The sequence below is a fragment of the Xanthomonas sp. XNM01 genome, assembly GCF_014851915.1.
Classification (GTDB): domain Bacteria; phylum Pseudomonadota; class Gammaproteobacteria; order Xanthomonadales; family Xanthomonadaceae; genus Pseudoxanthomonas.
Genome location: NZ_JACVAP010000002.1, coordinates 657,016 through 682,077, shown reverse-complemented (window position 1 = coordinate 682,077; position 25,062 = coordinate 657,016). Strand labels below are relative to the sequence as shown.

At 70.4% G+C, this 25,062-nt stretch carries 24 protein-coding genes; 15 read left to right on the top strand and 9 right to left on the bottom strand.

The window, feature by feature from the left end; genetic code table 11:
• The first annotated feature begins 131 nt into the window (after nucleotides 1–131).
• The gene (locus IB242_RS10770; RefSeq protein WP_192279019.1) at nucleotides 132–362 is read left to right on the top strand and encodes a DUF6116 family protein; all 231 of its coding nucleotides are present in this window, start codon (nucleotides 132–134) and stop codon (nucleotides 360–362) included.
• A gap of 5 nt (nucleotides 363–367) precedes the next feature.
• Nucleotides 368–1,141, top strand: coding sequence for a TatD family hydrolase (locus IB242_RS10765; RefSeq protein ID WP_192279017.1), 774 nt, complete (start codon nucleotides 368–370; stop codon nucleotides 1,139–1,141).
• A 101-nt stretch (nucleotides 1,142–1,242) separates the two neighbouring features.
• On the opposite strand, the gene IB242_RS10760 is transcribed toward IB242_RS10765, so the two are convergent.
• On the bottom strand, nucleotides 1,243–2,043 hold the full coding sequence (locus tag IB242_RS10760; protein WP_192279015.1) for a tRNA threonylcarbamoyladenosine dehydratase: 801 nt from the start codon (nucleotides 2,041–2,043) through the stop codon (nucleotides 1,243–1,245).
• A 144-nt stretch (nucleotides 2,044–2,187) separates the two neighbouring features.
• Here IB242_RS10760 and IB242_RS10755 point away from each other — a divergent pair, with 144 nt between their 5' ends.
• Nucleotides 2,188–2,625 carry a hypothetical protein gene (locus IB242_RS10755; RefSeq protein ID WP_192279013.1) on the top strand — a complete coding sequence of 146 codons (438 nt, stop codon included), beginning with the start codon at nucleotides 2,188–2,190 and terminating at the stop codon, nucleotides 2,623–2,625.
• Nucleotides 2,626–2,794: 169 nt separating this feature from the next.
• Nucleotides 2,795–3,274 (top strand): glycine zipper 2TM domain-containing protein, encoded by a 480-nt coding sequence (locus tag IB242_RS10750; RefSeq protein WP_192279011.1) that lies wholly within the window; start codon nucleotides 2,795–2,797, stop codon nucleotides 3,272–3,274.
• A gap of 94 nt (nucleotides 3,275–3,368) precedes the next feature.
• On the opposite strand, the gene IB242_RS10745 is transcribed toward IB242_RS10750, so the two are convergent.
• The gene (locus IB242_RS10745) at nucleotides 3,369–3,578 is read right to left on the bottom strand and encodes a cold-shock protein (protein WP_192279292.1); all 210 of its coding nucleotides are present in this window, start codon (nucleotides 3,576–3,578) and stop codon (nucleotides 3,369–3,371) included.
• A gap of 225 nt (nucleotides 3,579–3,803) precedes the next feature.
• On the opposite strand from IB242_RS10745, the gene IB242_RS10740 reads away from it, so the two are divergent.
• From IB242_RS10740 to IB242_RS10720, 5 genes are read left to right on the top strand one after another with little or no spacing between them, the layout of a single operon-like run.
• Entirely contained in the window at nucleotides 3,804–4,298 is a 495-nt protein-coding gene (locus IB242_RS10740) for a DUF456 domain-containing protein (RefSeq protein WP_192279009.1), read from the top strand.
• Complete coding sequence (locus IB242_RS10735; RefSeq protein ID WP_192279007.1) at nucleotides 4,298–5,497, top strand: phospholipase A; 1,200 nt, start codon at nucleotides 4,298–4,300, stop codon at nucleotides 5,495–5,497. The genes IB242_RS10740 and IB242_RS10735 overlap by 1 nt, the downstream gene beginning before the upstream one ends.
• Nucleotides 5,497–5,940: an arsenate reductase (glutaredoxin) gene (gene arsC, locus IB242_RS10730; protein ID WP_192279005.1), complete on the top strand. Its 444-nt coding sequence runs from the start codon at nucleotides 5,497–5,499 to the stop codon at nucleotides 5,938–5,940. The genes IB242_RS10735 and arsC overlap by 1 nt, the downstream gene beginning before the upstream one ends.
• A 22-nt stretch (nucleotides 5,941–5,962) precedes the next feature.
• Nucleotides 5,963–7,084, top strand: coding sequence for a sterol desaturase family protein (locus IB242_RS10725; RefSeq protein ID WP_192279003.1), 1,122 nt, complete (start codon nucleotides 5,963–5,965; stop codon nucleotides 7,082–7,084).
• 57 nt (nucleotides 7,085–7,141) lie between these two features.
• On the top strand, nucleotides 7,142–7,612 hold the full coding sequence (locus IB242_RS10720; RefSeq protein WP_192279002.1) for a hypothetical protein: 471 nt from the start codon (nucleotides 7,142–7,144) through the stop codon (nucleotides 7,610–7,612).
• 222 nt (nucleotides 7,613–7,834) lie between these two features.
• Here IB242_RS10720 and IB242_RS10715 read toward each other — a convergent pair whose 3' ends face one another.
• Nucleotides 7,835–8,470 (bottom strand): glutathione S-transferase family protein, encoded by a 636-nt coding sequence (locus IB242_RS10715; RefSeq protein ID WP_192279000.1) that lies wholly within the window; start codon nucleotides 8,468–8,470, stop codon nucleotides 7,835–7,837.
• A 64-nt stretch (nucleotides 8,471–8,534) separates the two neighbouring features.
• Nucleotides 8,535–10,052: a fumarate hydratase gene (locus IB242_RS10710; RefSeq protein ID WP_192278998.1), complete on the bottom strand. Its 1,518-nt coding sequence runs from the start codon at nucleotides 10,050–10,052 to the stop codon at nucleotides 8,535–8,537.
• Nucleotides 10,053–10,154: 102 nt separating this feature from the next.
• On the opposite strand from IB242_RS10710, the gene IB242_RS10705 reads away from it, so the two are divergent.
• The gene (locus IB242_RS10705; protein WP_192278996.1) at nucleotides 10,155–11,051 is read left to right on the top strand and encodes an RNA polymerase sigma-70 factor; all 897 of its coding nucleotides are present in this window, start codon (nucleotides 10,155–10,157) and stop codon (nucleotides 11,049–11,051) included.
• A gap of 43 nt (nucleotides 11,052–11,094) precedes the next feature.
• Nucleotides 11,095–11,535 carry a carboxymuconolactone decarboxylase family protein gene (locus tag IB242_RS10700; protein ID WP_192279290.1) on the top strand — a complete coding sequence of 147 codons (441 nt, stop codon included), beginning with the start codon at nucleotides 11,095–11,097 and terminating at the stop codon, nucleotides 11,533–11,535.
• 72 nt (nucleotides 11,536–11,607) lie between these two features.
• Here the strand turns inward: IB242_RS10700 and IB242_RS10695 are convergent, their stop codons facing one another.
• Complete coding sequence (locus IB242_RS10695) at nucleotides 11,608–12,492, bottom strand: LytTR family DNA-binding domain-containing protein (protein WP_192278994.1); 885 nt, start codon at nucleotides 12,490–12,492, stop codon at nucleotides 11,608–11,610.
• A 379-nt stretch (nucleotides 12,493–12,871) separates the two neighbouring features.
• Here IB242_RS10695 and IB242_RS10690 point away from each other — a divergent pair, with 379 nt between their 5' ends.
• The 4 genes from IB242_RS10690 (at nucleotide 12,872) to IB242_RS10675 (ending at nucleotide 18,485) form a co-directional block, all read left to right on the top strand.
• Nucleotides 12,872–14,080 (top strand): acyltransferase family protein, encoded by a 1,209-nt coding sequence (locus IB242_RS10690; RefSeq protein WP_192278993.1) that lies wholly within the window; start codon nucleotides 12,872–12,874, stop codon nucleotides 14,078–14,080.
• A gap of 236 nt (nucleotides 14,081–14,316) precedes the next feature.
• On the top strand, nucleotides 14,317–15,051 hold the full coding sequence (locus IB242_RS10685; RefSeq protein ID WP_192278991.1) for a phosphatase PAP2 family protein: 735 nt from the start codon (nucleotides 14,317–14,319) through the stop codon (nucleotides 15,049–15,051).
• Nucleotides 15,052–15,196: 145 nt separating this feature from the next.
• Entirely contained in the window at nucleotides 15,197–17,158 is a 1,962-nt protein-coding gene (locus tag IB242_RS10680) for a diguanylate cyclase (RefSeq protein WP_192278989.1), read from the top strand.
• Nucleotides 17,159–17,417: 259 nt separating this feature from the next.
• On the top strand, nucleotides 17,418–18,485 hold the full coding sequence (locus tag IB242_RS10675; RefSeq protein WP_225540391.1) for a DUF1176 domain-containing protein: 1,068 nt from the start codon (nucleotides 17,418–17,420) through the stop codon (nucleotides 18,483–18,485).
• A 91-nt stretch (nucleotides 18,486–18,576) separates the two neighbouring features.
• On the opposite strand, the gene recJ is transcribed toward IB242_RS10675, so the two are convergent.
• The 4 genes from recJ to carB are packed head-to-tail and all read right to left on the bottom strand — an operon-like array spanning nucleotide 18,577 to nucleotide 25,002.
• Nucleotides 18,577–20,340, bottom strand: a complete 1,764-nt coding sequence (recJ, locus tag IB242_RS10670) for a single-stranded-DNA-specific exonuclease RecJ (protein WP_192278981.1) — start codon at nucleotides 20,338–20,340, stop codon at nucleotides 18,577–18,579.
• Nucleotides 20,340–21,281 (bottom strand): phosphoglycerate mutase, encoded by a 942-nt coding sequence (locus IB242_RS10665; RefSeq protein ID WP_192278979.1) that lies wholly within the window; start codon nucleotides 21,279–21,281, stop codon nucleotides 20,340–20,342. Before IB242_RS10665 ends, recJ begins: the two co-directional genes overlap by 1 nt.
• A 5-nt stretch (nucleotides 21,282–21,286) precedes the next feature.
• Nucleotides 21,287–21,763 (bottom strand): transcription elongation factor GreA, encoded by a 477-nt coding sequence (gene greA, locus IB242_RS10660; protein WP_192278977.1) that lies wholly within the window; start codon nucleotides 21,761–21,763, stop codon nucleotides 21,287–21,289.
• A complete protein-coding gene (gene carB / locus IB242_RS10655; RefSeq protein WP_192278975.1) occupies nucleotides 21,760–25,002 on the bottom strand; it encodes a carbamoyl-phosphate synthase large subunit in 3,243 nt (1,080 codons plus the stop codon). The genes greA and carB overlap by 4 nt, the downstream gene beginning before the upstream one ends.
• Nucleotides 25,003–25,062: the final 60 nt, after the last annotated feature.

Here is a 25,062-nt window from a genome sequence, read left to right as displayed (position 1 = left end):
AATCCCGCGGTGGTGGTGGCTGCATTGCATCACGCAGAAGCTGAACAGGACCCCGGAAAACCCCCAAGGCACGATGAACGGACGCGATGGCGCCCCCATACTTGCGTCATCGCCCGCTGCGGACCACGACCATGCCCAGCCCGCTGTTGCTGCCCTTCATGGAATGGGCGCGCCGCCTGCGCTTTCCCACCCTGTTCAAGCTGACCGGCCTCGTGTTCCTGGTCAGCGTGCTGGTGCCCGATCCGATCCCGCTGGTGGACGAGATCGCGCTCGGCCTGGGGACCCTGCTGCTCGCCAGCTGGAAACGGCGCAAGGATCCCGAGCCGGCGCTGTCCCGTCAGCCCGGACGCCGGCATCGCTGACCGCGATGGAGCTGGTCGACAGCCATTGCCATCTCGATGCGGCGGAATTCGACGCAGACCGCGCCGAGGTGGTCGCCCGCGCGCGCGCCGCCGGCGTGCACCGGCAGATCGTCCCGGCGGTGACCGCCGCCAGCTGGCCCAGGCTGCGCGAGGTCTGCCGGACCACGCCCGGGCTGTATCCCGCCTACGGCCTGCATCCGCTGTTCCTGGCCGAGCACGAGGACCGCCACCTGCAGGAGCTGCAGGGCTGGATCGAACGCGAGCGGCCCGTCGCCATCGGCGAATGCGGGCTCGACTACTTCGTCGAAGGCCTGGATCCGGCGACCCAGCAGCGGATCTTCGACGGCCAGCTGCGGCTTGCACGCGACCACGCCCTGCCGGTGATCGTGCACGCGCGCCGCGCGGTCGATGCGGTGCTCGCCTCGTTGCGCCGCTTCGCCCCCCTGCGCGGCGTGGTCCACAGTTTCTCCGGCAGCCCCGACCAGGCCCGGCGGCTGTGGGACATGGGATTTCTGATCGGCCTCGGCGGCCCGCTGACCTACGAACGCGCGCAGCGGTTGCGGCGCCTGGTCGCGGACATGCCGCTGGAATGCCTGCTGCTGGAGACGGATGCGCCGGACCAGCCCGATGCCGGCATCCGCGGCCAGCGCAACGAGCCGGCGCGGCTGCGGACGATTCTCGCGACCGTCGCGGCGCTGCGCGGCGAGGACCCGGCCCATGTCGCATCGGTCACCAGCGCCAACGCTGCACGCCTGTTCGCGCTGACCGGCGACGGTTGACCGGACCGGCGATGCCCGGACGGCGTCGCAGCGCCGATCGTGGCTTCAACCATCGGCAAGTCAGCCTCGCCGGGCACTGCGGCCACCAGGTGGGAACCTGCCTAGCCGGCCGCCGGCCTGTGCCTGAGCAACATCTCCAGGGCCTTGCCCGATGCGACGAAGGCGAAGGCGCCGGTGACGTGCGTGGCCGCCCCCAGGCCCATGCCGCAGTCCAGTTTCAGCGCCGCATCCCCGCCCAGCTGCGGGCGCAGGCCGCAGACGCTGCCGTCGGCCTGCGGATACTTCACGTTTTCCAGCGAGTAGATCGCCGGCACGCCGAAGTAGCGCTGGGCACTCTTGGGGAAATTGAATTCGCCGCGTAGCTTCTTGCGCACCAGCGCGAGCATCGCGTCGTGCTCGGTCCGCGACAGGTCGCGCACCCGCACCAGGGTGGGATCGGTGCGGCCGCCGGCCGAGCCGACCGAGATGATCGGCTGCTTGCGCCGCCGGCACCAGGCGATGGTCTCGACCTTGGCGCGGAAACTGTCGAAGGCATCGACGACCAGGTCGTATCCCTCGCCGAGCAGGTCCTCCAGGTTGCTGCCGGTCAGGAACGAGGCCACCGGGCGCGCATCGATGCCGGGGTTGATCGCGCGGGCGCGCTCGGCCATCGCCTCGGCCTTGTTGCGGCCGTACTGGCCGGCGATCGCGGGCAGCTGCCGGTTGGTGTTGGACACGCACAGGTCGTCGGCGTCGATCATGTCGATCCGCCCGACCGCCGAACGCGCCAGCGCCTCGACCACCCACGAGCCGACGCCGCCCAGGCCGACCACCGCCACGCGCCGCTGCGACAGCCACGCGACCGCGCCGCGTCCATACAGCCGGTCGATGCCGGCAAAACGTTCGAGTAGGGAATCCTGCATGCGCCCATTCTAGGACCTGCGCCCCGCCGCGGTCAGCGCTCTCGCCGCCGTGCATCGCAGTCGGCATCGCCATGACGGAACACGCAGGGCGATCCGGACAGGCGCGGCGGCTATCATGGCCGTTTGCCTCCACGAGCCCGTCGGATGACCAGCCAACCCAGCACACCCCGCCCCTCCGCCGCAGGCCGTTACCTGTTCCTGTTCCTGCTCGGTCTTTTCGTCGGCGCGATGTGCACCGTGATGCTGCTGCGCGCGCTGCAGGCGCGCACCGATCCGTTCCCCGATGCGCTGATGCAGGTGATGGCCCGGCAGCAGGGCGAGCTGAAGAAGGCCATCGACACCAACCGCTGCACGGTCAGCGATGCGCTGCCCCGTCTGCAGTCGCTGCGCGCGATGTCCAACGACCTGGAAGGCGCATTTCCCTCGCTGCGCGACGATGCCCGTTTCGTGGCGAGCGCCAGCGCGCTGCGGGGTGCGCTGGATGCCGCGCTGGCGCAGCCCCCGGCCGACTGCGCCGCGCTCGCCGACGTGCAGGGCAAGGTCTCGGAGAGCTGCCTGTCCTGCCATCGCGACTTCCGCTAACCGGCGCCCTCACCGCGCACCGAGATTCATGAACCGGCTCTGAGGTGCGGCGCGGGCGTGCGTCAGAAGGCGTTCCGGTTGGCGTGCCATTCACGCAGGCCGTCACAGGATGCGGTCACGGAACAGCGTCCCGCGTCCGCCCCGACGAACCACCCGCAAGGAGAAGATCATGAAGACCCGCCTGCTCGGCATCGCCGCCGTCGCCACCGTCGCACTGGCCGGCTGTGCCTCCACTTCTCCCAACTACGGCTACGGCAATTCCGGCTACGGCAGCTCGCCCTCGTATGGCAGCACCTCGCGCTGCGCCGACTGCGGCATCGTGACCCGGATCGACGCGATCGCCTCCGGCCGCAGCGCACCGCGCGCCACCGGCGCGGTGCTCGGCGGTATCGTCGGTGCGGTGGCCGGCCATGAGATCTCCGACAAGACCGGTGGCAGCAAGGGCAACCAGAACATTTCGGCGGTCGCCGGTGCCGTTGCAGGCGCCGCGGCGGGCAACGCGATCCAGAACCGCGTGACCGACGACACCTACAACGTGCACGTGCGCATGGATGACGGCCGCACCATCGTGGTCAACCAGCGCGACCTGGGCGGCATCCGCGAGAACACCTACGTGCGCGTGGTCGGCAACCGCGTCGTGATCCGCTGACCGGTCGCCCACGACGGAAGACACGACCCCTGACGGAAAGGGAAACGGCCCGCGATGCGGGCCGTTTCCGATGGACAACGGATCGTCGGTGGCTTCAGGCCGCTTCGACCGCGTCGGCCTGCAGGCCCTTCTGGCCCTGGACGACGGTGAAGGACACTTTCTGTCCTTCCTTGAGGCTCTTGAATCCCTGCATCTGGATCGCGCGGAAGTGGACGAACACGTCCTCCCCGTTCTCGCGACTGATGAAACCGAATCCCTTGGCGTCGTTGAACCACTTGACGGTGCCGATCTCGCGCTCTGCCATTCCTGCTGACTCCTCGAACTCTTCTGGGGTGGTGGTTACGCCGTTGCCGCGGCGGCTGGTTGCAAGGAGTACGCGAGATGTCACGGTGTAGATGTAGCGGACCATCGGGACCTGCCGCATCCGGCCACGATTCACGGTGACCTTGTCAAGCGCAGCGTCCGAGAACTTACCCCCCACCCCGAACAAATGCAATCATGGCAAGGACTTGCCGCCGGTCCGCCATCGATGCCCCAGCTTGATCCCAGCATCTTCCTGTACCTGCTGGCCGCCGCCCTGGTCCTGATCGGCCTGGCCGGGGTCATCCTGCCGGCCCTGCCCGGCCTGCCGCTGGTCTTCGCCGGCATGCTGGTGGCCGCCTGGGCCGGCGATTTCGAGCGGATCGGCGCCCTGACCCTGGTGGTGCTCGGCCTGCTGACCGTGCTGTCGGTGGTGGCCGATGTCCTGGCCAGCGCAGCCGGCGCGAAACGGGTCGGTGCCGGCCCGGCCGCCGTCTGGGGCGCGGCGCTGGGCGCATTCGCCGGGCTGTGGTTCGGGCCGCTGGGCCTGCTGCTCGGGCCATTCGTCGGCGCCCTGCTCGGCGAGCTGTGGCATACCCGCGAGCTGCGCCGCGCCGCCCACGTCGGCCTGGCCTCGTGGCTGGGCATGCTGCTGGGTGTGGTGTTGAAGCTGGCGCTGGCCTTCGCCATGCTCGGCCTGTTCATCCTCGCCTGGTTCCTCTGATGCGCCGCCTGCCTCCGGTTTCCGTCCTTCCCCCCCGCGTGCCCGCCGCGCTCGCCACCGCCCTGCTCGCCGCCCTGCCGGCCCTGGCCGCCAGCGCCCAAGACATCGCCCCGGCGCCCACCTCGGCCGCGGCCTGCGTGGGGCTGGAGACCGACGCCCAGCGCCTGGCCTGCTACGACGCCGTCCACGGCTACACGCCCGCCGCGACCCGGCAGGCCGATGCGGTGGCGGTCGAGGCCCAGCGGCTGGCCGAGGCCGAGCGCGCCGCCGCCCGCAGCGCGACCCTGCCCGCGGACGCGGGGCTGGCCGACCGGGCCCGCGCCCGCACCGGCGAGCTGTTCCGCCGCGACGACCTCTACCGCGACGAGATCGCCAACGCCGGCCGCGGCTCGCTGCTGGACAGCCGCTGGGAGCTGGCCAAGGACTCCAAGCTGGGCGCCTTCCAGCTGCGTGCCTACAAGCCGGTCTACCTGCTGCCGGCGTTCTGGACCAGCAACGTCAACGAGGCGCCGCATTCGCCCAACCCGGCCAACACGGTGACCACGCCGCAGGTGCTGGATTCTGCCGAGCTGAAGTTCCAGCTCAGCTTCAAGACCAAGGTCGCCGAGGACCTGTTCGGCGACAACGGCGACGTCTGGATCGGCTACACCCAGAGCTCGCGCTGGCAGGCCTACAACACCGAGGCGTCGCGCCCGTTCCGCGAGACCAACTACGAACCCGAGGCGATGCTGGTGTTCCGCAACAACTACAGCCTGTTCGGCTGGAAGGGGCGGATGACCGGCCTGAGCCTGAACCACCAGTCCAACGGCCGCAGCGATCCGCTGTCGCGCAGCTGGAACCGGGTGATCCTCAGTGTCGGCCTGGACCGGGAGAACTGGGCGCTGGTGCTGCGGCCGTGGTACCGGATCGAGGAGGACGTGGCCGACGACAACAATCCCGACATCGAGGATTACATCGGCCGCGGCGACGCGATGCTGGTCTACAACCGCAACGGCCACGAGCTGAGCCTGACCGCGCGCCACTCGCTGCGCGGCGGCGAACGCTCGCACGGTTCGGTGCAGCTGGACTGGGGCTTTCCGATCAACAACATGCTGCGCGGCCGGGTGCAGGTGTTCGACGGCTACGGCGAGAGCCTGATCGACTACAACCACAAGGCGACCTACGTCGGCGTCGGCGTGTCGCTGCTGGAGTGGTTCTGATGGGCGGTCAGGGCGTGGTCATCTGGCACAACCCGCGCTGCGGCACCTCGCGCAACACCCTGGGCCTGATCCGCAATGCCGGCATCGAGCCGCAGGTCATCGAGTACCTGAAGGATCCGCCGGACCGCGACGCATTGCTGGCGCTGATCGGGCGGCTCGGCATTCCGGTGCGCGATCTGGTGCGGGCCAAGGAGTCCGTGTTCGCAGAACTCGGCCTGGCCGACGCCGACGATACGGCGGTGATCGATGCGATGCTCGCGCATCCGGTGCTGATCAACCGCCCGATCGTCGAGACGACGCTCGGCAGCCGGCTCTGCCGCCCGTCAGAACAGGTGCTCGATCTGCTGCCGTCGCCGCAGCGCGGCGCCTTCAGCAAGGAAGATGGCGAGGCGGTGATCGACGCCGCCGGCCAGCGCATCGTCCGGCCCGCCGCCGCGCGCTGATCTCCAGGAACAAGGACGCCCCATGCATTCCGACGCCGTACGCCCCCGTCGTTCGTTCTTCGCCTATGCCTCGGCCCTGCTCGGTTTGCTGAGCGTCTTCGCCGTGGCCTGCTTCCATTTCCCCGACCTGCTGACCAGCAAGGAATTCCGCGCGGTCTACAGCGAGCAGTTCGCCCGCCACCTGCTGCTGGCCGGGCTGGTGGCCGCGTTCGTGCTCGGTACGCTGGCAATCCTGCGCGACCGCAACAAGCGCATCGCGATGATCGGCGTCGCCGGCGCGACCCTGGCCGTGCTGTTCGGCGGCACCAACGTGCAGTTCGACGCGATCGGCGCCACGCCGTATTCGCTGGGGCTGGACTGGTTCGTGATTTCGCTGTTCTTCTCGGCGCTGGTGTTCGTGCCGCTGGAGCACTACCTGGGCCGGCGTCGCGTCTCCCCGCTGCGGCCGGGCTGGCGCACCGACGTGACCTATTTCTTCATGAGCCACGTGCTGGTCCAGTTCATCCTGATCCTGGTCACCGCCTCCACCTCGAGCATCGCCGGCCTGGCGGCGTTTCCGTCGTTGAAAGCGGTGATCCAGTCGCTGCCGGTCTGGGCGCAGTTCCTGATCGCGGTGTTCGTGGCAGACCTGGCCCAGGCGCTGCTGCATCGCGCCTACCACAACATTCCCTGGCTCTGGCGTTTCCACGCGGTGCACCACTCCAGCCGCGAGCTGGACTGGCTGGCCGGCTCGCGCATCCATTTCATCGAGATCGTGCTGACCCGCAGCGCAGTGCTGCTGCCGCTGCTGGTGCTGGGCTTCTCGGCGCCGGCGGTCAATGCCTACGTGATCCTGGTCGGCCTGCAGGCCGTGGTCGCCCACGCCAACATCGGCGTGCGCTTCGGCTGGCTGGAGTACCTGCTGGTGCTGCCGCGCTACCACCACTGGCACCACGCGCGGCACCAGGACTACATCGACGTGAACTACGCGATCCACCTGCCGCTGGTGGACATGCTGATGGGCACGTTCAAGCTGCCGCCGAAGCAGGAACAGTGGCCGGAGGAGTACGGGGTGATGAAGCTGGAGACCGTGCCGCGCGGCATCCTGCGCCAGCACCTGATGCCCTTCCAGGGCGGCCGGAAGTACGACGAGTATGTGGACTGAGACAGCCGGCGCCGTCCATCGTGCCGATGGACGCCACGACCGCAGAGGAGCAACCAGATGAGAGCAACACGCATCGTCCTGGCGGCAGTGTCCGCACTGGCGCTGCTGCCGGGCGTGGCATCCGCAGGCGCGGATGTGGGTGCCGGCGTGGACGACGCGGCCAGGGCGCGCCTGGTCGGCACGCACACATTGAGCCTGCAGTGGATCGACTGGGGCGACCTGGACAAGGCCGGCTCGGTGGAGATCAGCGAGCGCGGCGGCATTCTCGTGGTGAACGGAAGCGAGACCCTCGGCAGGCAGCGGCTGGACATCCATGGCCACATCGTCTCGGCCAGTACCGACGGCTTCGTCTTCGAAGGCGCGATCACGATGCAGGTCGACAGCGTCGCCGGCGGCGCGCCCTGCACCCGCAGCGGCACCATGCATTTCCGCACGACGGGCACGCGCAAGTACTGGCGCCTGCAGGAGATGCAGAGCCCCTGCGGCAGCACGACGGACTACGTCGACATCTATTTCCTGGGAATCTGAGCCGGCGCGCATGCCGCGCGGCCGGATGAAGGGCGCAACGGGTGCCGGACAGGGTTTCGACCTGGAGCGGCCGCATTCGTCAGCCCACGCGGTGCGCCTGACGTGCATGGCGCGGGAACCGGGCAGCGCCAGGTCCGCGCCTGCCCATGGATCCGACCGCGCGCATGCCTCGAACACACTGCGCGGCCACCCGCGAACCGCGCGCAGGTGTTGCGCGGTACGTCACAGCCAGTCGTCGATGCCCTCGCGCCGGCAGGTTTCCTGGAACGCCGGGCGGTCCTTCATCCGCCGAGCGAATGCCTGGAGCACCGGCCAGGTATCGGACGGCCGCGGCATGTTGCGCGACCAGCGCATCAGCATGGTCAGCACGAAATCGGCGGCCGACGGCGCGGCGCCCAGCAAGTACGGACCGTGCGCGTCGAGGTGCTCGGCCACCTGCTGCCAGGCCGCCTCGATCTGCACGCGGGCACGCGCCTTGACCGCCTCGACCTGGTCGACACCAGCCGGCTCGTCCGGATAGAACCAGGCGCGGTACGCCGGCATCAGCGTGTAGACGCAGAAGCAGATCCAGCGGTAGTAGTCGCCGCGCGCCGGCGTGCCGACCTCCGGCGCCAGGCCCGCCTGCGGATGCAGGTCGGCCAGCTGCATCGCGATCGCCGCCGACTCGGTCAGCACCTGGTCGCCGATCAGCAGCGTCGGCACCCTGCCCTGCGGGTTCAGCGCCAGATACTCGGCCGACTTCTGCGCGCGCGCATCGAAATCCAGCTGGTGCAGCGTGTGCGCGATGTCCAGCTCGATCAGCAGCCAATGGACGACCAGCGAGGCGGTACTCGGCGAGCCATACAGCACCACGGACATCGGCGACTCCTTGATGTGGAAAGAAAGAAGCCGGCACGAGGCCGGCTTCTGGATGCTGCATCGGTCAGACGACGACCACCGGGATCTTGCCGATCTTCGCCTGCCATTCGCGCGGGCCGGTCTTGTGCACCGACTCGCCGCTGGAATCGACCGCGACGGTCACCGGCATGTCCTTGACCTCGAACTCGTAGATCGCCTCCATGCCCAGGTCCTCGAACGCCAGCACCCGGCTGGCCTTGATCGCCTTGGACACCAGATAGGCCGAGCCGCCCACCGCCATCAGGTAGACCGCCTTGTTGTCGCGGATCGCCTCGATCGCCGCATCGCCGCGCTCGGATTTGCCGACCATGCCGAGCAGGCCGGTCTGCTCCAGCATCTGCCGGGTGAACTTGTCCATGCGGGTGGCGGTGGTCGGGCCCGCCGGGCCCACCACTTCGTCGCCGACCGGGTCGACCGGGCCGACGTAGTAGATGAAGCGGTTGGTGAAATCGACCGGGAGCTTCTCGCCCTTGTTGAGCATGTCGATCATGCGCTTGTGCGCGGCGTCGCGGCCGGTCAGCAGCTTGCCGTTGAGCAGCAGCACCTCGCCCGGCTTGAACGTGGTCACCTGCTCCGGCGTGATCGTGTCCAGGTCGACGCGGCGCGCGTTCTGCGGGTTGTAGGTCAGCTTCGGCCAGTCTTCCAGCGACGGCGGTTCCAGCGACACCGGGCCGCTGCCGTCCATCGTGAAATGCGCATGGCGGGTGGCCGCGCAGTTGGGGATCAGCGCCACCGGCAGGTTGGCCGCGTGGGTCGGGTAATCCTTGATCTTGATGTCGAGCACGGTGCTCAGGCCACCCAGGCCCTGCGCGCCGATGCCCAGCGCGTTGACCTTCTCGTACAGCTCGATGCGCAGTTCCTCGATCCGGTTGGACGGGCCGCGCGCGATCAGCTCCTGGATGTCGATGTGCTCCATCAACGATTCCTTGGCCAGCAGCATCGCCTTCTCGGCGGTGCCGCCGATGCCGATGCCGAGCATGCCCGGTGGGCACCAGCCGGCGCCCATCGTCGGCACGGTCTTGAGGACCCAGTCGACGATCGAGTCGGACGGGTTGAGCATCGCGAACTTGGACTTGGCCTCCGAGCCGCCGCCCTTGGCGGCGACGATCACGTCCAGCGTATTGCCGGGCACGATCTTGACGTTGATGACCGCCGGGGTGTTGTCCTTCGTGTTCTGGCGCCTGCCGGCCGGGTCGGCCAGCACGCTGGCGCGCAGCTTGTTGTCCGGATGGTTGTAGGCGCGGCGCACGCCTTCGTTGACCGCATCCTCCAGCGAGCCGGTGAAGCCTTCCCAGCGCACGTCCATGCCCACTTCCAGGAACACGGTGACGATGCCGGTGTCCTGGCAGATCGGGCGGTGGCCTTCGGCGCACATCCGCGAATTGATCAGGATCTGCGCCATCGCGTCCTTGGCGGCCGGCGACTCTTCGCGCTCGTAGGCGGCGGTCAGGCTCCTGATGTAGTCGACCGGGTGGTAGTAGCTGATGTACTGCAGTGCGTCGGCGACGGACTGGACGAGGTCTTCCTGCTTGATCGAAGTCACGGCTGGCTCGGGAGCTGGCGGGGGAACCGGCCCATTTTAGGGCAAAGTGACCGCCCTGCCCCCGGTTGTCACGGCGGCACGCCCTGTTCCGTCCTGGACGTCATGAACGCCACCGACACCTTCCAGCAGCACCGTCCGCGCCTGTCGGCGCTGGCCTATCGCCTGCTCGGCAGCCGCAGCGACGCCGAGGACCTGGTCCAGGACGCCTGGCTGCGCTGGCACCAGGCCGACCGCGCCGACATCCGCGACCCGGAAGCCTGGCTGGTCACCGCCACCACCCGGCTCGGCATCGACCGGCTGCGCGCGGCGCGCAGCCAGCGCGAAACCTACATCGGCCCGTGGCTGCCCGAACCCGAGCGCATCGACGACGCCCCCGGGCCGGCGCAGCTGACCGAACGCACCCAGCAGGTCTCGCTGGCCTTCCTGGCCGTGCTCGAACGGCTCGGCCCGGAAGAACGCGCCGCCTGGCTGCTGAGGGAGGCCTTCGACTACGACTACGCGCAGATCGCCGCGCTGCTGGAGCAGAGCGAGGCCAACTGCCGGCAGATGGTGCACCGGGCGAAGCAGCGGCTGGAGGCCGGGCGGCCCCGCTTCGAGGTGCGACCCGACAAGCACCGCAGCCTGCTCGAGCGTTTCATGCAGGCCGCGCGCGATGGCGACCGCCAGGCGATCGGCGCGCTGCTGCATGCCGACGCGCGCCTGACCTCCGATGGCGGCGGCAAGGCGATCGCGGTCCGGCGCCCGCTGTTCGGTGCCGAGCGCATCGGCCGCCTGTTCTGGGCGGTCTGGCGCCGCCACGACCCGCTGCTGGAATGGCGGATGGGCATGGTCAACGGCGAGCCGGCGATCCTGCGCTACCGCGAAGGCGTGCTGCTCGGCGTGATGGTCGCGGTCAGCGACGGCGAGCGCATTCTCGAGCTGCTGACCGTGGCCAACCCGGACAAACTCGGCGCCGCCGCCACCGCTGTCACGGATCCGGTCGCTGCCCCGTCCTGGTAGTGAAGGCGGCCACCGTGGCCGTCACGGAAGCACTGCCATGACCATGACGTTCCACCGCGTCGACTATCCGAAGCATCTGCCCGAGGCCTTCAAGGGCCTGTATGCCACCAGCATGGCCGTGCATGACGGCTCGCTGGGCAAGGAGCTGCTGGAACTGGTGTTCCTGCGGGTGTCGCAGATCAACGGCTGCGCGTTCTGCCTGGACATGCACAGCACCGCGCTGCGCAAGGCCGGGGTCGAGCAGCGCAAGCTGGACACCGTCGCCGGCTGGCGCGACAGCCGCTTCTTCGATGCCCGCGAAGGCGCGGCGCTGGCCTGGGCCGAGCAGCTGACCACGCTGCCCGCCGGTGCGCCGGCTGATGCGACCTATGAGGCGCTGCGCGCCCACTTCGACGACCGGGGCATCGCCGAGCTGACGATGGGCGTGGCCGTGATCAACGCCTGGAACCGGCTGGGCGTGGGCCTGCAGCCGGTGCTGCCCTGAGCCGCGGCGGCAGCGCGCCTCGCGGCGCATGACGGGACCACGCGCCGCCGGCATTCCGTGCCGGCGTGCGGCTCACTCGCCGCCGTCGATCCGGCCGCGCAGCGCCTGCCGGTAGCGGCGGCTGCAGGGCACCGTGCCGCCGTCCTTCATGTGCAGGCGGGCCTCGCCACTGTCGACCGGCTCGATCGAGGCGACCTGGTCCAGGTTGACGATGTAGCTGCGGTGGACCCGCGCGAAGCGGCGCGGGTCCAGCCGCGCCTCGATCCCGGCGATGGTGCTGCGCAGCGGGTAGTCGTGGCCGCGCACGCGCAGGTTCACGTAGTTGCCGGACGCCTGCAGCCATTCGATGTCGTCGGCCGCGACCAGGAACTCGCGGCCGAGCTTGCGTACCAGGAAGCGCTCCGGCCGCTCGACCGGCTCGACCGGCGGGCCCTCGTCCGGCTCGCCCAGCAGGCTGGCCTCGCCCTGCCAGCGCCGCAGCAGCGCGCGGTAGACCTCGATGAACAGCACGATGTAGGCGAAGCCGCGGACGTCCTTCAGGTATTCGTAGGCCAGTTCGCGCGGCCACAGGCCGAAGTCGTAGTCCATGCCCTGGGTCGCGTAGGCCGCCTTGCGCAGCGCGACCATCAGCAGCACGTGGACCAGGCAGACCACCACGCTGGCCGCCAGATAGCGCGACAGCTGCCGCCCCCACTGGCCCCACTGCACCGGATACCGGGCGGTGAACCACGCCGTGGCCGGCAGGATCACAAGCAGCCAGACCAGCGCACTGCTGGCCTCCCACACGAAGGGTTCCCAAGCGAGGATGCCGGACTCGCCACGCCGCAGCTCCATCAGCGTGGTGAGGCCATTGCCGATGCAGTTGGCGCCCAGCAGCAGCAGCCAGAAGCCGATCTCGCACCAGCGTTTCCATGGCAGGTAGCGTTCGTACGACAAGGTGTGGCGACGGTCGTGCATCGCGCCAGTCTAGCCAGTGCGCCATTGCCGCTCCCATCCCATCGGTCACGACGGAGCATCGGATGAGCGGTCCGCTGCCGCAGCGTGCATCGGCCACCGCTCGCCTGCCCGCCGCTCCTGCACCATCGCCGGCCGTCTGCCGCTGACGCGGCCGGACCAGCCCGCTTTTCGTCCCTGCGGTCCCGCCGCTCGTCCCTGGCCCGCACCGCGCCGATGCGGCCGCCCGCCACGTCCGGGCGGGCGATGCGCCACCCGGCGTACGCCACCGGTCACCGCGTTCCGCGTCTGGTCACCACACCGTCGCATGCGGTCCCTTCGCGCTGGCAGACGCCTGCCGCGGTGGCCAGCCTGTGCCGGCATTCCCACTGGAGTTCTCCCCATGCAACGCCGCCACGATCTGGACTGGGTCCGCGTCTGCGCCTTCGGGCTGCTCGTGCTGTACCACGTCGGCATGTACTACGTGAGCTGGTCCTGGCACGTAAACAGTCCGCAGCCGGTCACCGCGCTGGAGCCGGTGATGCTGTTGAGCAGCCCGTGGCGGCTGTCGCTGCTGTTCCTGGTCTCGGGCGTGGCCACCGCCTTCCTGATCGAAAAGGCCGGCCGCGCGGCCAAGGCGGAAGGACGGCGCGCACGCTTCATCGGCGCGCGCTCCTGGCGACTGCTGCTGCCGCTGGCGTTCGGCATGCTGGTGATCGTGCCGCCGCAGTCCTATTACCAGGTCTTGGAGCAGCTGCCCGGGGGGTACCACGACGGCTTCCTGGCGTTCTGGGCCCGCTACCTGCAGGCCGACGGCAGTTTCTGCGACGCCAACGACTGCCTGACCATCCCGACCTGGAACCATCTCTGGTTCGTCGCCTATCTGTGGGTCTACACCCTGGTGCTGTGGGCGCTGTGGCGGTTCGCTCCCCTGCTGCTGGACGCCGGACGCCGCCTCGTGGAACGGGGCCTGCGCGGCTGGGGCATGCTGGTCTGGCCGGCGCTGCTGCTCGGCCTGGCCCGGCTGCTGGTCGGCCCCTTTCCCTCCACCCACGCGCTGGTCGGCGACTGGTACAACCACGTGCAGTACTTCGGCGTGTTCCTGCTCGGCGTGCTGATCGCCCGGCAGGCGCCGGCCTGGGACGCGATCGAGCGCCTGCGCTGGCCGGCGCTGCTGCTGTGGCTGGCCAGCTGGGCCGGGATCATCGGCTACTTCCGCACCTTCGCCGATGCGACGCCGCCGGACGCACTGCGTCTGGCGATGCGCCTGGTCTGGGGCATCGACCAGTGGGCGGCGATCGTGGCCGTACTCGGCTTCGCCCGCCGTCTCGCACCGGGCGACGGGCCGGTGCTGCGCTACCTGGTGCCGGCTGTATTTCCGGTCTACATCCTGCACCAGACCGTCACCGTGACCCTGGCGTACACCCTCCGCCCCGCGGCGCTGCCGGTGTCGCTGGAGGGCCCGCTGCTGGTGCTGGCCACCTTCGCGCTGTGCTTCGCCGGCTACGAGCTGATCCGCCGCGTGTCCTGGCTGCGTCCGCTGTTCGGGCTGGGCCCGATCGCGGCCCCGGTCGTCACCGCACATCGCCCACAAGGAACCTCCAGTGTTTGAAGTCGAACCGATCCTCTGGCTGCAGGCCTTCAAGGCCGGCTGTTCTTCGACCTGATGACCACCCTGAGCTGGCTGGGCGAAGGCTGGCTGTACACCCCGGCGATCCTGCTGCTGGCCTTCGCCGGCAAGTTGCGGCCCGCGCTGGCGCTGCTGCTGGCGATGGCCCTGACCGGCGCGCTCACCGACCTGGCCAAAGCCGGTTCGGCCTGCCGCGACCCAGCGAGGTCGACGCACGCGTGCTGGACAAGAACCGCAGCGGGCGCCATCTGGTCGAACACGGCGGCGCGCCTGGCTTCTTCGCCCTGCCCTCGGACGCGGCCATCGCCGCGGCCCGGGCCAGGCCGGAACCGGCGTTCGGTTTCATCAGCGGCCACACCAGCGCGGCCGCGGCATTCGGGCTGTCGCTGGCGCTGGGTTTCGGTGGCGGGCGCCGGCGCTGGATCGTGCTGGCGGTGGGTGCTGCCGTAGCGATGGGGCTGTCGCGGATGCATCTGGACCGCCACTTTCTTGGCGACGTCCTTGGCGGACTGGCGCTCGGTCTGGGCGTGGCGTGGTGGGTCGCGGCCTGGATGCGCCGCCTGGCTGGGGCCGGCATCGGCCGCTGGCTGCCGATGTCGGGTATCGCCGCCGCGCTGGTCGTGGCGTCGCTGGCGCTGGGCATGCCGCCGCCCGGCAGCGCCGGTTACGTGGTGGGGGCATTGCTGTGCATCGCCTGGTTCGAGCGGCATGGCCTGCCGCCCGCACCCGGCACCTGGTGGCAGCGGATCGCGCGTGGCGTCTGCGTGCTCGCGCTCGGCTACGGCGTGATGTGGCTGTCCGGCCTGGCGTACGAGGCCGGTGACTGGCACGACGGGCATCCGGTGGCGCTGCTGTTCGCCTGCCTGGGCACGGCACTGGTGTTCATCGCCACGGCGGGGGCCTGCAGGCTGCTGCGGCTGGATCGGCCGTCGCCTGCCGGACCGGCCCGATGACGGTCCGGGCGGCGGGGCCATCCGCAAGGATGGCGGACCTGCCATGGCGCGGGGGACGTCGTCGGCATCGGTGGGCGGTGTCTGCGGGGCGCCACCGGGGCACGCTTCTTGCATCGGCACAGGCACCCGCCGCCATCCCGCCACGATGCGCCCCTGCCACGTCCCGTCCCTGTTGCGTGCGCTGCCGCTGATCCTCGCATCGGTGCTGCTGCCGGCGTCCGTGTCGCAGGCCGGCACCGGCACCGATGCGGGCCCGGCGGACGTCGAAGCGCCCGGCGACGTGGACGCGCGCATCGACCGCTGCTTCGAGCTGCGCGGCAGCCATCCGCAGCAGGCCATCACCCTGGCGCGGGCGCTGCTGGCGCAGCCGCTCGACGTCGAGCGTCGGATCAAGGCGCTCAGCTGCCAGGGCGTGGCCGCCAACCTCGCCGGCGACAGCGATGCGGCGGTCGCCGTGGCCGACCGGATCGCCGCCGACCTGGAGGCGCACCCCGAGCTGCCGGCGCCGTACCGGATGCGGGCCCTGTCCAACCTGGGCCGGATCCTGCATGGCGCCGGCCAGATCTACCGCGCCGAGCAGGTCTATGCGCAGACCGCGGCGGTCGGCGCCGGCATCGGCGATACCGACGCGGTGCTGGCCCAGGCCAGCACGCTCAACAACATCGGCCTGATCCACGCCGACTATCTGGACGCGCCGCAGGCCGCCGACCGCCACTTCCGCCAGGCGATCGAGCTGAGCCGCTCGATCGGCCGGGTCAATGCGCCGGCCCTGTACAACTTCGCGATCAACCAGATGCGGCTGGACGATCCCGCGGCCGCCCTGCCTGCACTGGAGGAGGCCGCGGCCGCCAGCACCAGCAGCGGCGAACTGCTGATCGCCCAACGCGTGCGCAGCGCACTGCTCATGCTGCGCCGCGAGCACGGCGTGCCCGGGACCCTGGCGGCCCTGGAGCAGCTGCGCCAGGACCAGGCGTCGCTGCCCGATCCGGCCGGCGAAGCGGCGACCCTGGCCCGGATGGCGACGCTGCAGGCCGAGGCCGGCCACCCGGAGCAGGCGCTGGGCACCGCGCAGCGCGCGTTCGCGCTGGCCACCACCGCGCACAGCCCGCAGGAGACCTACCAGGCGTTGCAGGCGCTGATCGACGCGCACCGCCTCCTGGGCCATACCGACCAGGCGCTGCTGCACGCCGGCCGGATGCATGCGATGAAGCTCGACGCGCTGCGCCAGCAACGCCTGGACCTGCTCGCCGACCTGCAGGCCCGCAACCAGGATGCGACCTCGCAGCGCGAACTCGAGCGGATGCGTTACGAGGACCGCATCCGCTCGCTCGCCGAGGAAAAATCCCGCGTGCTGCGCCTGGTCGGCATCGCCCTGGCGCTGCTGCTGGCGGTGGCCGCGGTCGCCTTCGGCCTGCTGCAGCGCCACCGTCACCGCCAGCTGCGCGAGCTCAGCGAACGCGACCTGCTGACCGGCCTGTCCAACCGTCACGCCGCCACCCAGGCTCTGAACGTGCTGGCCGCCCAGCGCGGCCGCGGCGAGACCCGGCACGTGCTCTTCCTGATCGACATCGACCACTTCAAGCGCATCAACGACACCCATGGCCACCACGCCGGCGACCACGTGCTGGAAGTGATGTCGGCGCGGCTGAAAGCCGCCTGCCGGCCGGGCGATCTGGTCGCACGCTGGGGCGGCGAGGAGTTCCTGGTCGCCTGCGCCGACCTGGACGCGGCCCAGGCCCAGGTCATGGCGCGCCACCTGTGCCGGTCGATGGCCTACACGCTGGAGCTGGGGGCAGAACCACGGCCGGTGACCGTCTCGCTGGGACTGGCGCCGATCCCGTTCTTCGACGACGCGCCCGAGGGCCACGTCGCGCGGCGCTGGGACTACGCGATGCGCATGGCCGACCGTGCGCTGTATGCGGCCAAGGAGCACCGCGACGCCTGGGTCGCCTACTGGGGCGCGCGCCTGCCCGACGACGCCACCGCCGAAGCCGCGCTGGAGTTCCCCGAGGCGGCGCGTGGCATCGTCGACGTGTTCTCCAGCCAGCCGCGCGACCGCGAGCGCCTGCGCGCACGCAGCCTCGAGGACGCGGTCGCCCAGCTCTGAGCCGCGCACGCAGGCGCATCGTCTGCGTGCGCCACGGCGCCGCGTCGCGGGGTGTCGCGTCGGAAGATGGTCGTGCGGCGATCAGACCGGCTCGCATCGTCGCCCAACGCAGAGCGCAAGCGCGGCGCCGCGTGCCGCGAGGTGCACAGGCCGGGCCGCCGTGCATTCGCGCGCGGCCACGACGCGCGCATTGCCACGGTGGACGTGCGCGGGCAGGCCCAGCAAGATGCGGCGGTCCTCCCCAACGACCGGGTTTCCGATGCCGATGCCACGCCTGTCGCCGCCACTGTCCCTGGGCCTGCTGCTGGTGGCCACGCCGTCGCTGGCGTCGTCGGCCGGCCAGCAGTTCGAGCATCGCGACTGGCAGCTGGCCTGCGACAACACCCGCACCTGTCGCGCCGCCGGCTACACCGCCGAGGCCGACCGCGGCGACGCATCGGACGCTGGCGGCGTCTCGGTCCTGCTGACCCGCAAGGCCGGGCCAGGCCAGCCGGTCACCGCCGAGGTCCGCTTCGCCGACTGGTACGACGAGGCCCTGCCGCAGGCGCCGGTCCACCTGCACATCGATGGCCGCGACCTGGGGCCGCTGCCCGCGCCGGCCCCCGACGATCCGGCACTGACCACGCTGCGCCCGGCCCAGGTCGACGCGTTGCGGAGCGCGCTGCTGCGCGACAGCCGCATCGTCTTCGTCGACGGCCAGCGGGCGCGCTGGCCGCTGTCGGATGCCGGCGCCGCGGCCGTGCTGCTGAAGATGGACGAGGCCCAGGGGCGGCTCGGCAGCACCGGTGCGCTGGTGCGCCGCGGCGCGCGCGACGAGCGCGATGTGCTGCCGGCCGTGCCGGTCCCGCAGGTCCGCGCGGCCGCCGTTCCCGCGCTGCGGCCCGACGACGCCGGGCTGGCGGCGTTGCCGGCCGTCGCCGACGCCCTGCGCGCGAGCCTGGACGTGGACCAGACCTGCGACGGGCTGGAGCCGGAATACAGCGGCCAGCCCCTGGAAGTGGCCGCGCGCCTGGACGCGCAGCATGTGCTGGTCACCACCGGATGCTGGACCGGCGCCTACAACGGTGGCGCCGGCTACTGGGTGATGCGCGACAGCGCGCCGTGGCAGGCCGAGCTGGTCACCATGGATGCGGTCGGCTACGAGGACGGCCAGCTGTTCGCCGGGCACAAGGGGCGCGGGCTCGGCGACTGCTTCTGGACCGCCGCTTGGACCTGGGATGGACGCGGCTTCGTGCAGACCAGCGAAGAGACCACCGGCCTGTGCCGCGGCATCACCGCCGGCGGCGCCTGGTCGCTGCCCACCCGGGTGGCGGATGTGGTGCGCTGAGCACGACGCGCCGCCCCTGCACGCGCTGCGCGACTGACCCGGCGGGAAGCATGGCTGGTGCCGGCATCGCCCCTGGCACCGGCCTGCCGGCTCAGGCCGGCAATGCGTGCTCGACCACCAGCTGGATCGCACCACCGCCACGGTAATCGTCCGGTGTCAGCCGGTAGGCCAGGTGCAGCAGCCGTGCCGGTGGCGTGCCGCGCCAGCCGCCGAAGTGGATGGCCGCCAGCGGCTCGCGCCGGTCGGGATGGCGCAGGGTCAGTTTCAGGTGGCGCTCGCCCACGGTGCGCCAGTCCAGCACTTCGAAGTGCCCGTCGAACAGCGGCTCGGCGAAGCCCTGCCCCCACGGGCCGCCATCGCGCAGCGCCTCGGCGTGGAAGCGGTCGAACTCGCGCGGCAGCAGTTCGCCGTCGCTGAGCAGTTCGGCCTGCAGCAGCGTCGCGTCCAGCGCAGTGGCCGCATGCGCCTGCCAGGCCCGTTCGAACGCCGGCAGTTGCGCCAGATCCAGGCTCAGGCCAGCGGCCATCGCATGCCCGCCGAAGCGCGGGATCAGGCCGGGATGGGCGCTGTCCACCGCCGCCAGCGCATCGCGGATGTGGAATCCGGGAATCGAACGCGCCGAGCCACGCAGCAGCGTGCTGCCCGGTTCAGCCGGAGCGAACGCCAGCACCGGCCGGTGCAGGCGTTCCTTCATCTTCGAGGCGACCAGGCCGACCACGCCCGGATGCCAGTCCGGGTCGAACAGGCACGGCGCCAGCGGCGTGGTCTGGCCGTCGGCCAGCATCGCCGCGGCGATCGCGGCCTCGGCCGCATCGGTCATGTCCTGCTGCACGGCGCGCCGCTCGGCGTTGATCCGGTCCAGCAGTGCGGCCAGCTCACACGCTTCATCGCGATCCTCGCTGAGCAGGCAGGCGATGCCGACCGCCATGTCTTCCAGCCGCCCGGCCGCGTTGAGCCGCGGACCGATCGCGAAACCGATGTCGGCCGCGCTCAGGCGGCTGGCGTCGCGGCCGCAGGCGGCGATCAGCGCATGCAGGCCGACGCAGCCCTGGCCACTGCGCAGCCGACGCAGGCCGGCGGCGACCAGGGTGCGGTTGTTCGCATCCAGCGGCACCAGGTCGGCGATGGTGCCCACCGCGACCAGGTCCAGCAGCGAGGAGAGATCCGCGCGCGCCTGTGGCGGCGTGCGGCCATCGACGGCCGCCGTCCGATCCTCGCCATCCGAAGGATCACCTTCAAGCCTCCGGCGCAGCGCGAGCAGCAGGTAGAAGATCACGCCGACACCGGCCAGCACCTTGCTCGGGAATGCGTCGCCGGCCAGGTTCGGATTGACGATGGCATGCGCGTCCGGCAGCGACGGCCCCGGCAGATGATGATCGGTGACCACCACCTGCCAGCCGCGCGCACGCGCGGCGGCGATGCCGGCATGGCAGGCGATGCCGTGGTCGACGGTCAGCAGCAGGTCCGGCTGCAGCGCGGCCAGTTCCTCCACCAGCGCCGGCGACAGGCCGTAACCGTGGACCATGCGGTTGGGCACCGCGTGCGAGACGCGTCGCGCACCGAGCATGCGCAGGCCGCGCACGCCGACCGCGCAGGCCGTGGCGCCGTCGCAGTCGAAGTCGCCGATCACCAGGATGTGGCGGTCGTCGGCGATCGCCTGCCGCAACAGGTCGACCGCGACATCCATGCCGCTGAGCGCATCGGGCGGCAGCAGACCGGCCAGACGCGGCCGTGCCAGCTCGGCCGAGGCGGCCCCGCGCGCGGCGTAGATGCGCCGCAGCAGCGGCGGCACGGACTCCGGCCACAGGCCTTCCGGCGCGACCGTGGCGCGTCGGACGATGCGCGTGGCGGCCATCAGACGCCCAGATCGGGCAACGGACGGCGCCAGAACCGCCAGCGTCGCTGCGCCTGGCGCAGGTCGATCAGCAGGCCGTCCTCGAAGTCCAGACGGAGCTGGTCGATCTCGCCGCGCGCCAGCGCATCCAGCAGCGGCATCAGCGCCTGGCCCGCGAACGGCTCGACCCCGCGCAGATGGCGCAGGTCGACCAGGCTGTCGCCGGTGCCGCGGCCGTTGCCGGTTTCGCTGTCCAGCGCCACGCCGGCCGCGTTGGCCAGCGCACGCAGCGTGGGATCGGGGCTGCGCAGATGGCGCAGGTCGCTGTCGACCGCATCGGGCATGCGTCCCGCACCCCAGAACCAGAGCGCGTTGATCGCCGGCCGGCCGGCGGCCGCACGCACCCGGTTGCGCGGGTGCTGGTGCAGGGTCACCTGCACTTCGGTCATCAGCGCACGCCAGCGGCGGGCGGCCGGATCGCTGCCCTGCGGCATCGCCGCGAACAGGTCGGCGCCGACCGCATCGCCCGGGTCGGGCAGCGCCGGCAGCACCGTGCCCGCCGGCAGCCGCAGGTACCAGCGCGCCGGATGCGGCGAGTCCAGCGCGAAGCCGGCATCGCCGAACAGCGGACGCAGCGCCGGCAGCAGCTCGCGCACGTCGTCGGCATCCACGCCCAGGCCTTCGCTCCAGCCGAGCAGCCGCGCACCGTTCATCTCCGGCGCGACGTAGGCGGGATCGGCACGCAGCCAGCATGCGTCGCCCGCGTCGCCGGCATCCATCTGGCGGGTCAGCGCCGCGACCGGCCAGTGCGCCGGCAGCAGGCGGAAATGACGTTGCAGCTGCGCGCGGGTACCGGCCGCGGCACCGGTCTGGGCGCCGCGGCCGAGCGCGGTGGCCACCACCGCAGGCAGCGGGCCGGCCAGGCGCGCGCGCTCCGGCAGCAGCAACAGCATGCGGCTCATCGGCGTCAGCCGGCGTAGCTCACGCCGGCGATCTCGTACTCGCGCTTGCCGCCCGGCGCGTCGATGACGATCGCATCGCCCTCTTCCTTGCCGATCAGCGCACGCGCCACCGGCGAGGAGATCGCGATCAGCCCCTGCTTGATGTCGGCCTCGAGGTCGCCGACGATCTGGTAGCGGACCTCTTCATCGGTCTCGACGTCGGCCAGGGTCACGGTCGCGCCGAACACCACCTTGCTGCCGGCGTTGAGCTTGCTCACGTCGATCAGGTCGGCGTGTGAGAGCTCGCTTTCCAGCTGCTTGATGCGGCCTTCGATGAAACCCTGCTGCTCGCGCGCGGCGTGGTACTCGGCGTTCTCCTTCAGATCGCCGTGGCCGCGGGCCTCGGCGATCGCGGCGATCACCTCGGGGCGCTTGACGCCCTTCAGGTGATCCAGCTCCTCGCGCAGGCGCTGCGCGCCCTTCAACGTCATCGGTGCCCTCATGCCTGCAGCTCCTTGTGCAGTTCCTGCAGCGACCACACCGGGCCGGTGCCGCGGAATTCCAGCGACTGGACCAGCGCCTTGGCGCCGGCGATCGTGGTGGAGTACGTGACGCGCTGCTGCAGCGCCTCACGGCGGATCGAGAACGAGTCGGAGATCGCCGCGCGGCCTTCGGTCGTGTTCACGATGTAGGAGATCTCGCCGTTCTTGATCGAGTCGACGATGTGCGGACGGCCTTCGACCACCTTGTTGACGATCTCGCATTCCAGGCCATGCTGCTGCAGCCAGGCGCCGGTGCCGCGGGTCGCGACCAGGGTGAAGCCACGCTCGACCAGGGCCTGGGCCACCGGCAGCACGCGCTTCTTGTCCGGGTCGCGCACCGAGACGAACGCCTTGCCCGGCTGCGCGGCGCGGATGCCGCCGGCTTCCTGGGCGCGCGCGAACGCGGCACTGAAGGTGCGGCCCACGCCCATCACCTCGCCGGTGGAGCGCATCTCCGGGCCCAGGATCGGGTCGACGCCCTGGAACTTGGCGAACGGGAAGATCGCTTCCTTCACCGAGTAGTAGTCCGGCACGACTTCCTTCGTCGCACCCTGCTCTTCCAGGGTCTTGCCGGCCATGCAGCGCGCCGCGATCTTGGCCAGCGCCACGCCGGTGGCCTTGGACACGAACGGCACGGTGCGCGAGGCGCGCGGGTTCACTTCCAGCAGGTAGACGGTGTCGGCGCCGTCGTCGTTGGCCTGGATCGCGAACTGGGTGTTCATCAGGCCGACCACGTTCAGCGCCTTGGCCAGCTCGATGACCTGGCGGCGCAGCTCGTCCTGGGTTTCGACCGACAGCGAGTACGGCGGCAGCGAGCACGAGGAGTCGCCCGAATGCACGCCGGCCTCTTCGATGTGCTCCATCACGCCGCCGATCAGGGTGTTGCCCTGGGCGTCGGCGATCAGGTCGACGTCGACCTCGACCGCGTTGTCGAGGAAGCGGTCCAGCAGCACCGGCGAATCGTTCGACACCTTGACCGCGTCACGCACGTAGCGGGCCAGGTCGGATTCGCCGTACACGATCTCCATCGCACGGCCGCCCAGCACGTAGCTCGGGCGCACCACCAGCGGGTAACCGATCTCGCGCGCCAGCAGCAGCGCTTCCTGGTCGTTCTTGGCGATGCGGTTCGGCGGCTGCTTCAGGCCGAGCTTGTCGACCAGCTGCTGGAAGCGCTCGCGGTCCTCGGCCAGGTCGATCGAGTCCGGCGAGGTGCCGATCACCGGCACGCCGTTGGCTTCCAGCGCACGCGCCAGCTTCAGCGGGGTCTGGCCGCCGTACTGCACGATCACACCCTTGGGCTGCTCGAGCTCGACGATCTCCAGCACGTCTTCCAGCGTCAGCGGCTCGAAGTACAGACGGTCGGAGGTGTCGTAATCGGTCGACACGGTCTCCGGGTTGCAGTTGACCATGATGGTCTCGTAGCCGTCCTCGCGCAGGGCGAGCGCGGCATGCACGCAGCAGTAGTCGAACTCGATGCCCTGGCCGATGCGGTTGGGACCGCCGCCGAGGATCATGATCTTGTCGCGGTTGCTCGGCTGCGCCTCGCACTCGTCCTCGTAGGTCGAGTACAGGTAGGCGGTGCTGGTGGCGAACTCGGCCGCGCAGGAATCCACGCGCTTGTAGACCGGGCGCACCTTGTGCGCACGACGCAGCGCACGCACGGCGGCCTCGTTGGTGCCGGTCAGCTGGGCCAGGCGCGCATCGGAGAAACCGGCGCGCTTGAGCCGGCGCAGGCGCGCGGCATCGAGCGCGTCGATGCCGTCGGCGGCCAGCTGTGTCTCGGCGGCGATGATCTCCTCGATCTGGTCCAGGAACCACGGATCGATGAAGGACAGGTTGTAGATGTCCTCCACGCTCATGCCGGCGCGGAACGCATCGGCCACGTAGAACAGCCGCTCCGGGCCGGGGGCCTTCAGCTCGCGGCGCAACGTGGTCAGGTCGTCCTCGCTGGCCAGGTCCAGGCCGGTCGGGTCGAAGCCGACCTTGCCGGTCTCCAGCCCGCGCAGCGCCTTCTGCATCGATTCCTGGAAGGTGCGGCCCATCGCCATCACCTCGCCCACCGACTTCATCTGGGTGGTCAGGCGCGCGTCGGCCTGCGGGAACTTCTCGAACGCGAAGCGCGGGATCTTGGTGACGACGTAGTCGATCGACGGCTCAAACGAGGCCGGGGTCAGGCCGCCGGTGATCTCGTTCTTCAGTTCGTCGAGCGTGTAGCCGACCGCCAGTTTGGCCGCGACCTTGGCGATCGGGAAGCCGGTGGCCTTGGAGGCCAGGGCCGAGGAACGCGACACGCGCGGGTTCATCTCGATCACGACCACGCGGCCGGTGGTCGGGCTGATGCCGAACTGCACGTTGGAACCGCCGGTGTCGACGCCGATCTTGCGCAGCACCGCGATCGAGGCATCGCGCAGGCGCTGGTATTCCTTGTCGGTCAGGGTCTGCGCCGGGGCGACGGTGATCGAGTCGCCGGTGTGCACGCCCATCGGATCGAGGTTCTCGATCGAGCAGACGATGATGCAGTTGTCCGCGGTGTCGCGGACCACTTCCATCTCGAACTCCTTCCAGCCCAGCACCGACTCTTCCACCAGCACTTCGGTGGTCGGCGACAGCTCCAGGCCGCGGTTGACGATCTCGACCAGTTCCTCGCGGTTGTAGGCGATGCCGCCGCCGCTGCCGCCCAGGGTGAAGCTCGGGCGGATGATGGTCGGATAGCCGACCGTGGTCTGGATCTCCAGCGCCTCTTCCAGCGTGTGCGCGACGGCCGCCTTCGGGCATTCCAGGCCGATCTCGCCCATCGCCACGCGGAACAGCTCGCGGTCCTCGGCCATGCGGATGGCCTCGCGCTTGGCGCCGATCAGTTCGACGTTGTACTTCTCCAGCACGCCGTTGTCGGCCAGGTCCAGCGCGCAGTTCAGCGCGGTCTGCCCGCCCATCGTCGGCAGCAGGGCATCAGGCTTTTCCTTGGCGATGATCTTCTCGACCGTCTGCCAGTTGATCGGCTCGATGTAGACCGCGTCGGCCATTTCCGGGTCGGTCATGATCGTGGCCGGATTGGAGTTGACCAGGACCACGCGATAGCCCTCGTCGCGCAGCGCCTTGCACGCCTGCGCGCCGGAATAGTCGAACTCGCAGGCCTGGCCGATGACGATCGGACCGGCGCCGATGATCAGGATGGTCTTGATGTCAGTGCGCTTGGGCATGTTCTTCTCTACGTCTGTACGGCGTGGACCGGGGTGATCGCACGCGGTCGATCAGGAGGG

Coding starts and splice junctions, on each gene's coding strand:
- IB242_RS10700 (WP_192279290.1), top strand. CDS start 11,095: ATGACGTTCCACCGCGTCGACTATCCGAAGCATCTGCCCGAGGCCTTC.
- IB242_RS10695 (WP_192278994.1), bottom strand. CDS start 12,492: ATGCACGACCGTCGCCACACCTTGTCGTACGAACGCTACCTGCCATGG.
- IB242_RS10675 (WP_225540391.1), top strand. CDS start 17,418: ATGCCGATGCCACGCCTGTCGCCGCCACTGTCCCTGGGCCTGCTGCTG.
- IB242_RS10745 (WP_192279292.1), bottom strand. CDS start 3,578: ATGGCAGAGCGCGAGATCGGCACCGTCAAGTGGTTCAACGACGCCAAG.
- IB242_RS10740 (WP_192279009.1), top strand. CDS start 3,804: ATGCCCCAGCTTGATCCCAGCATCTTCCTGTACCTGCTGGCCGCCGCC.
- IB242_RS10760 (WP_192279015.1), bottom strand. CDS start 2,043: ATGCAGGATTCCCTACTCGAACGTTTTGCCGGCATCGACCGGCTGTAT.
- IB242_RS10720 (WP_192279002.1), top strand. CDS start 7,142: ATGAGAGCAACACGCATCGTCCTGGCGGCAGTGTCCGCACTGGCGCTG.
- IB242_RS10680 (WP_192278989.1), top strand. CDS start 15,197: ATGCGCCCCTGCCACGTCCCGTCCCTGTTGCGTGCGCTGCCGCTGATC.
- carB (WP_192278975.1), bottom strand. CDS start 25,002: ATGCCCAAGCGCACTGACATCAAGACCATCCTGATCATCGGCGCCGGT.
- greA (WP_192278977.1), bottom strand. CDS start 21,763: ATGAGGGCACCGATGACGTTGAAGGGCGCGCAGCGCCTGCGCGAGGAG.
- IB242_RS10765 (WP_192279017.1), top strand. CDS start 368: ATGGAGCTGGTCGACAGCCATTGCCATCTCGATGCGGCGGAATTCGAC.
- arsC (WP_192279005.1), top strand. CDS start 5,497: ATGGGCGGTCAGGGCGTGGTCATCTGGCACAACCCGCGCTGCGGCACC.
- IB242_RS10750 (WP_192279011.1), top strand. CDS start 2,795: ATGAAGACCCGCCTGCTCGGCATCGCCGCCGTCGCCACCGTCGCACTG.
- IB242_RS10735 (WP_192279007.1), top strand. CDS start 4,298: ATGCGCCGCCTGCCTCCGGTTTCCGTCCTTCCCCCCCGCGTGCCCGCC.
- IB242_RS10665 (WP_192278979.1), bottom strand. CDS start 21,281: ATGAGCCGCATGCTGTTGCTGCTGCCGGAGCGCGCGCGCCTGGCCGGC.
- IB242_RS10725 (WP_192279003.1), top strand. CDS start 5,963: ATGCATTCCGACGCCGTACGCCCCCGTCGTTCGTTCTTCGCCTATGCC.
- recJ (WP_192278981.1), bottom strand. CDS start 20,340: ATGGCCGCCACGCGCATCGTCCGACGCGCCACGGTCGCGCCGGAAGGC.
- IB242_RS10770 (WP_192279019.1), top strand. CDS start 132: ATGCCCAGCCCGCTGTTGCTGCCCTTCATGGAATGGGCGCGCCGCCTG.
- IB242_RS10690 (WP_192278993.1), top strand. CDS start 12,872: ATGCAACGCCGCCACGATCTGGACTGGGTCCGCGTCTGCGCCTTCGGG.
- IB242_RS10715 (WP_192279000.1), bottom strand. CDS start 8,470: ATGTCCGTGGTGCTGTATGGCTCGCCGAGTACCGCCTCGCTGGTCGTC.
- IB242_RS10755 (WP_192279013.1), top strand. CDS start 2,188: ATGACCAGCCAACCCAGCACACCCCGCCCCTCCGCCGCAGGCCGTTAC.
- IB242_RS10705 (WP_192278996.1), top strand. CDS start 10,155: ATGAACGCCACCGACACCTTCCAGCAGCACCGTCCGCGCCTGTCGGCG.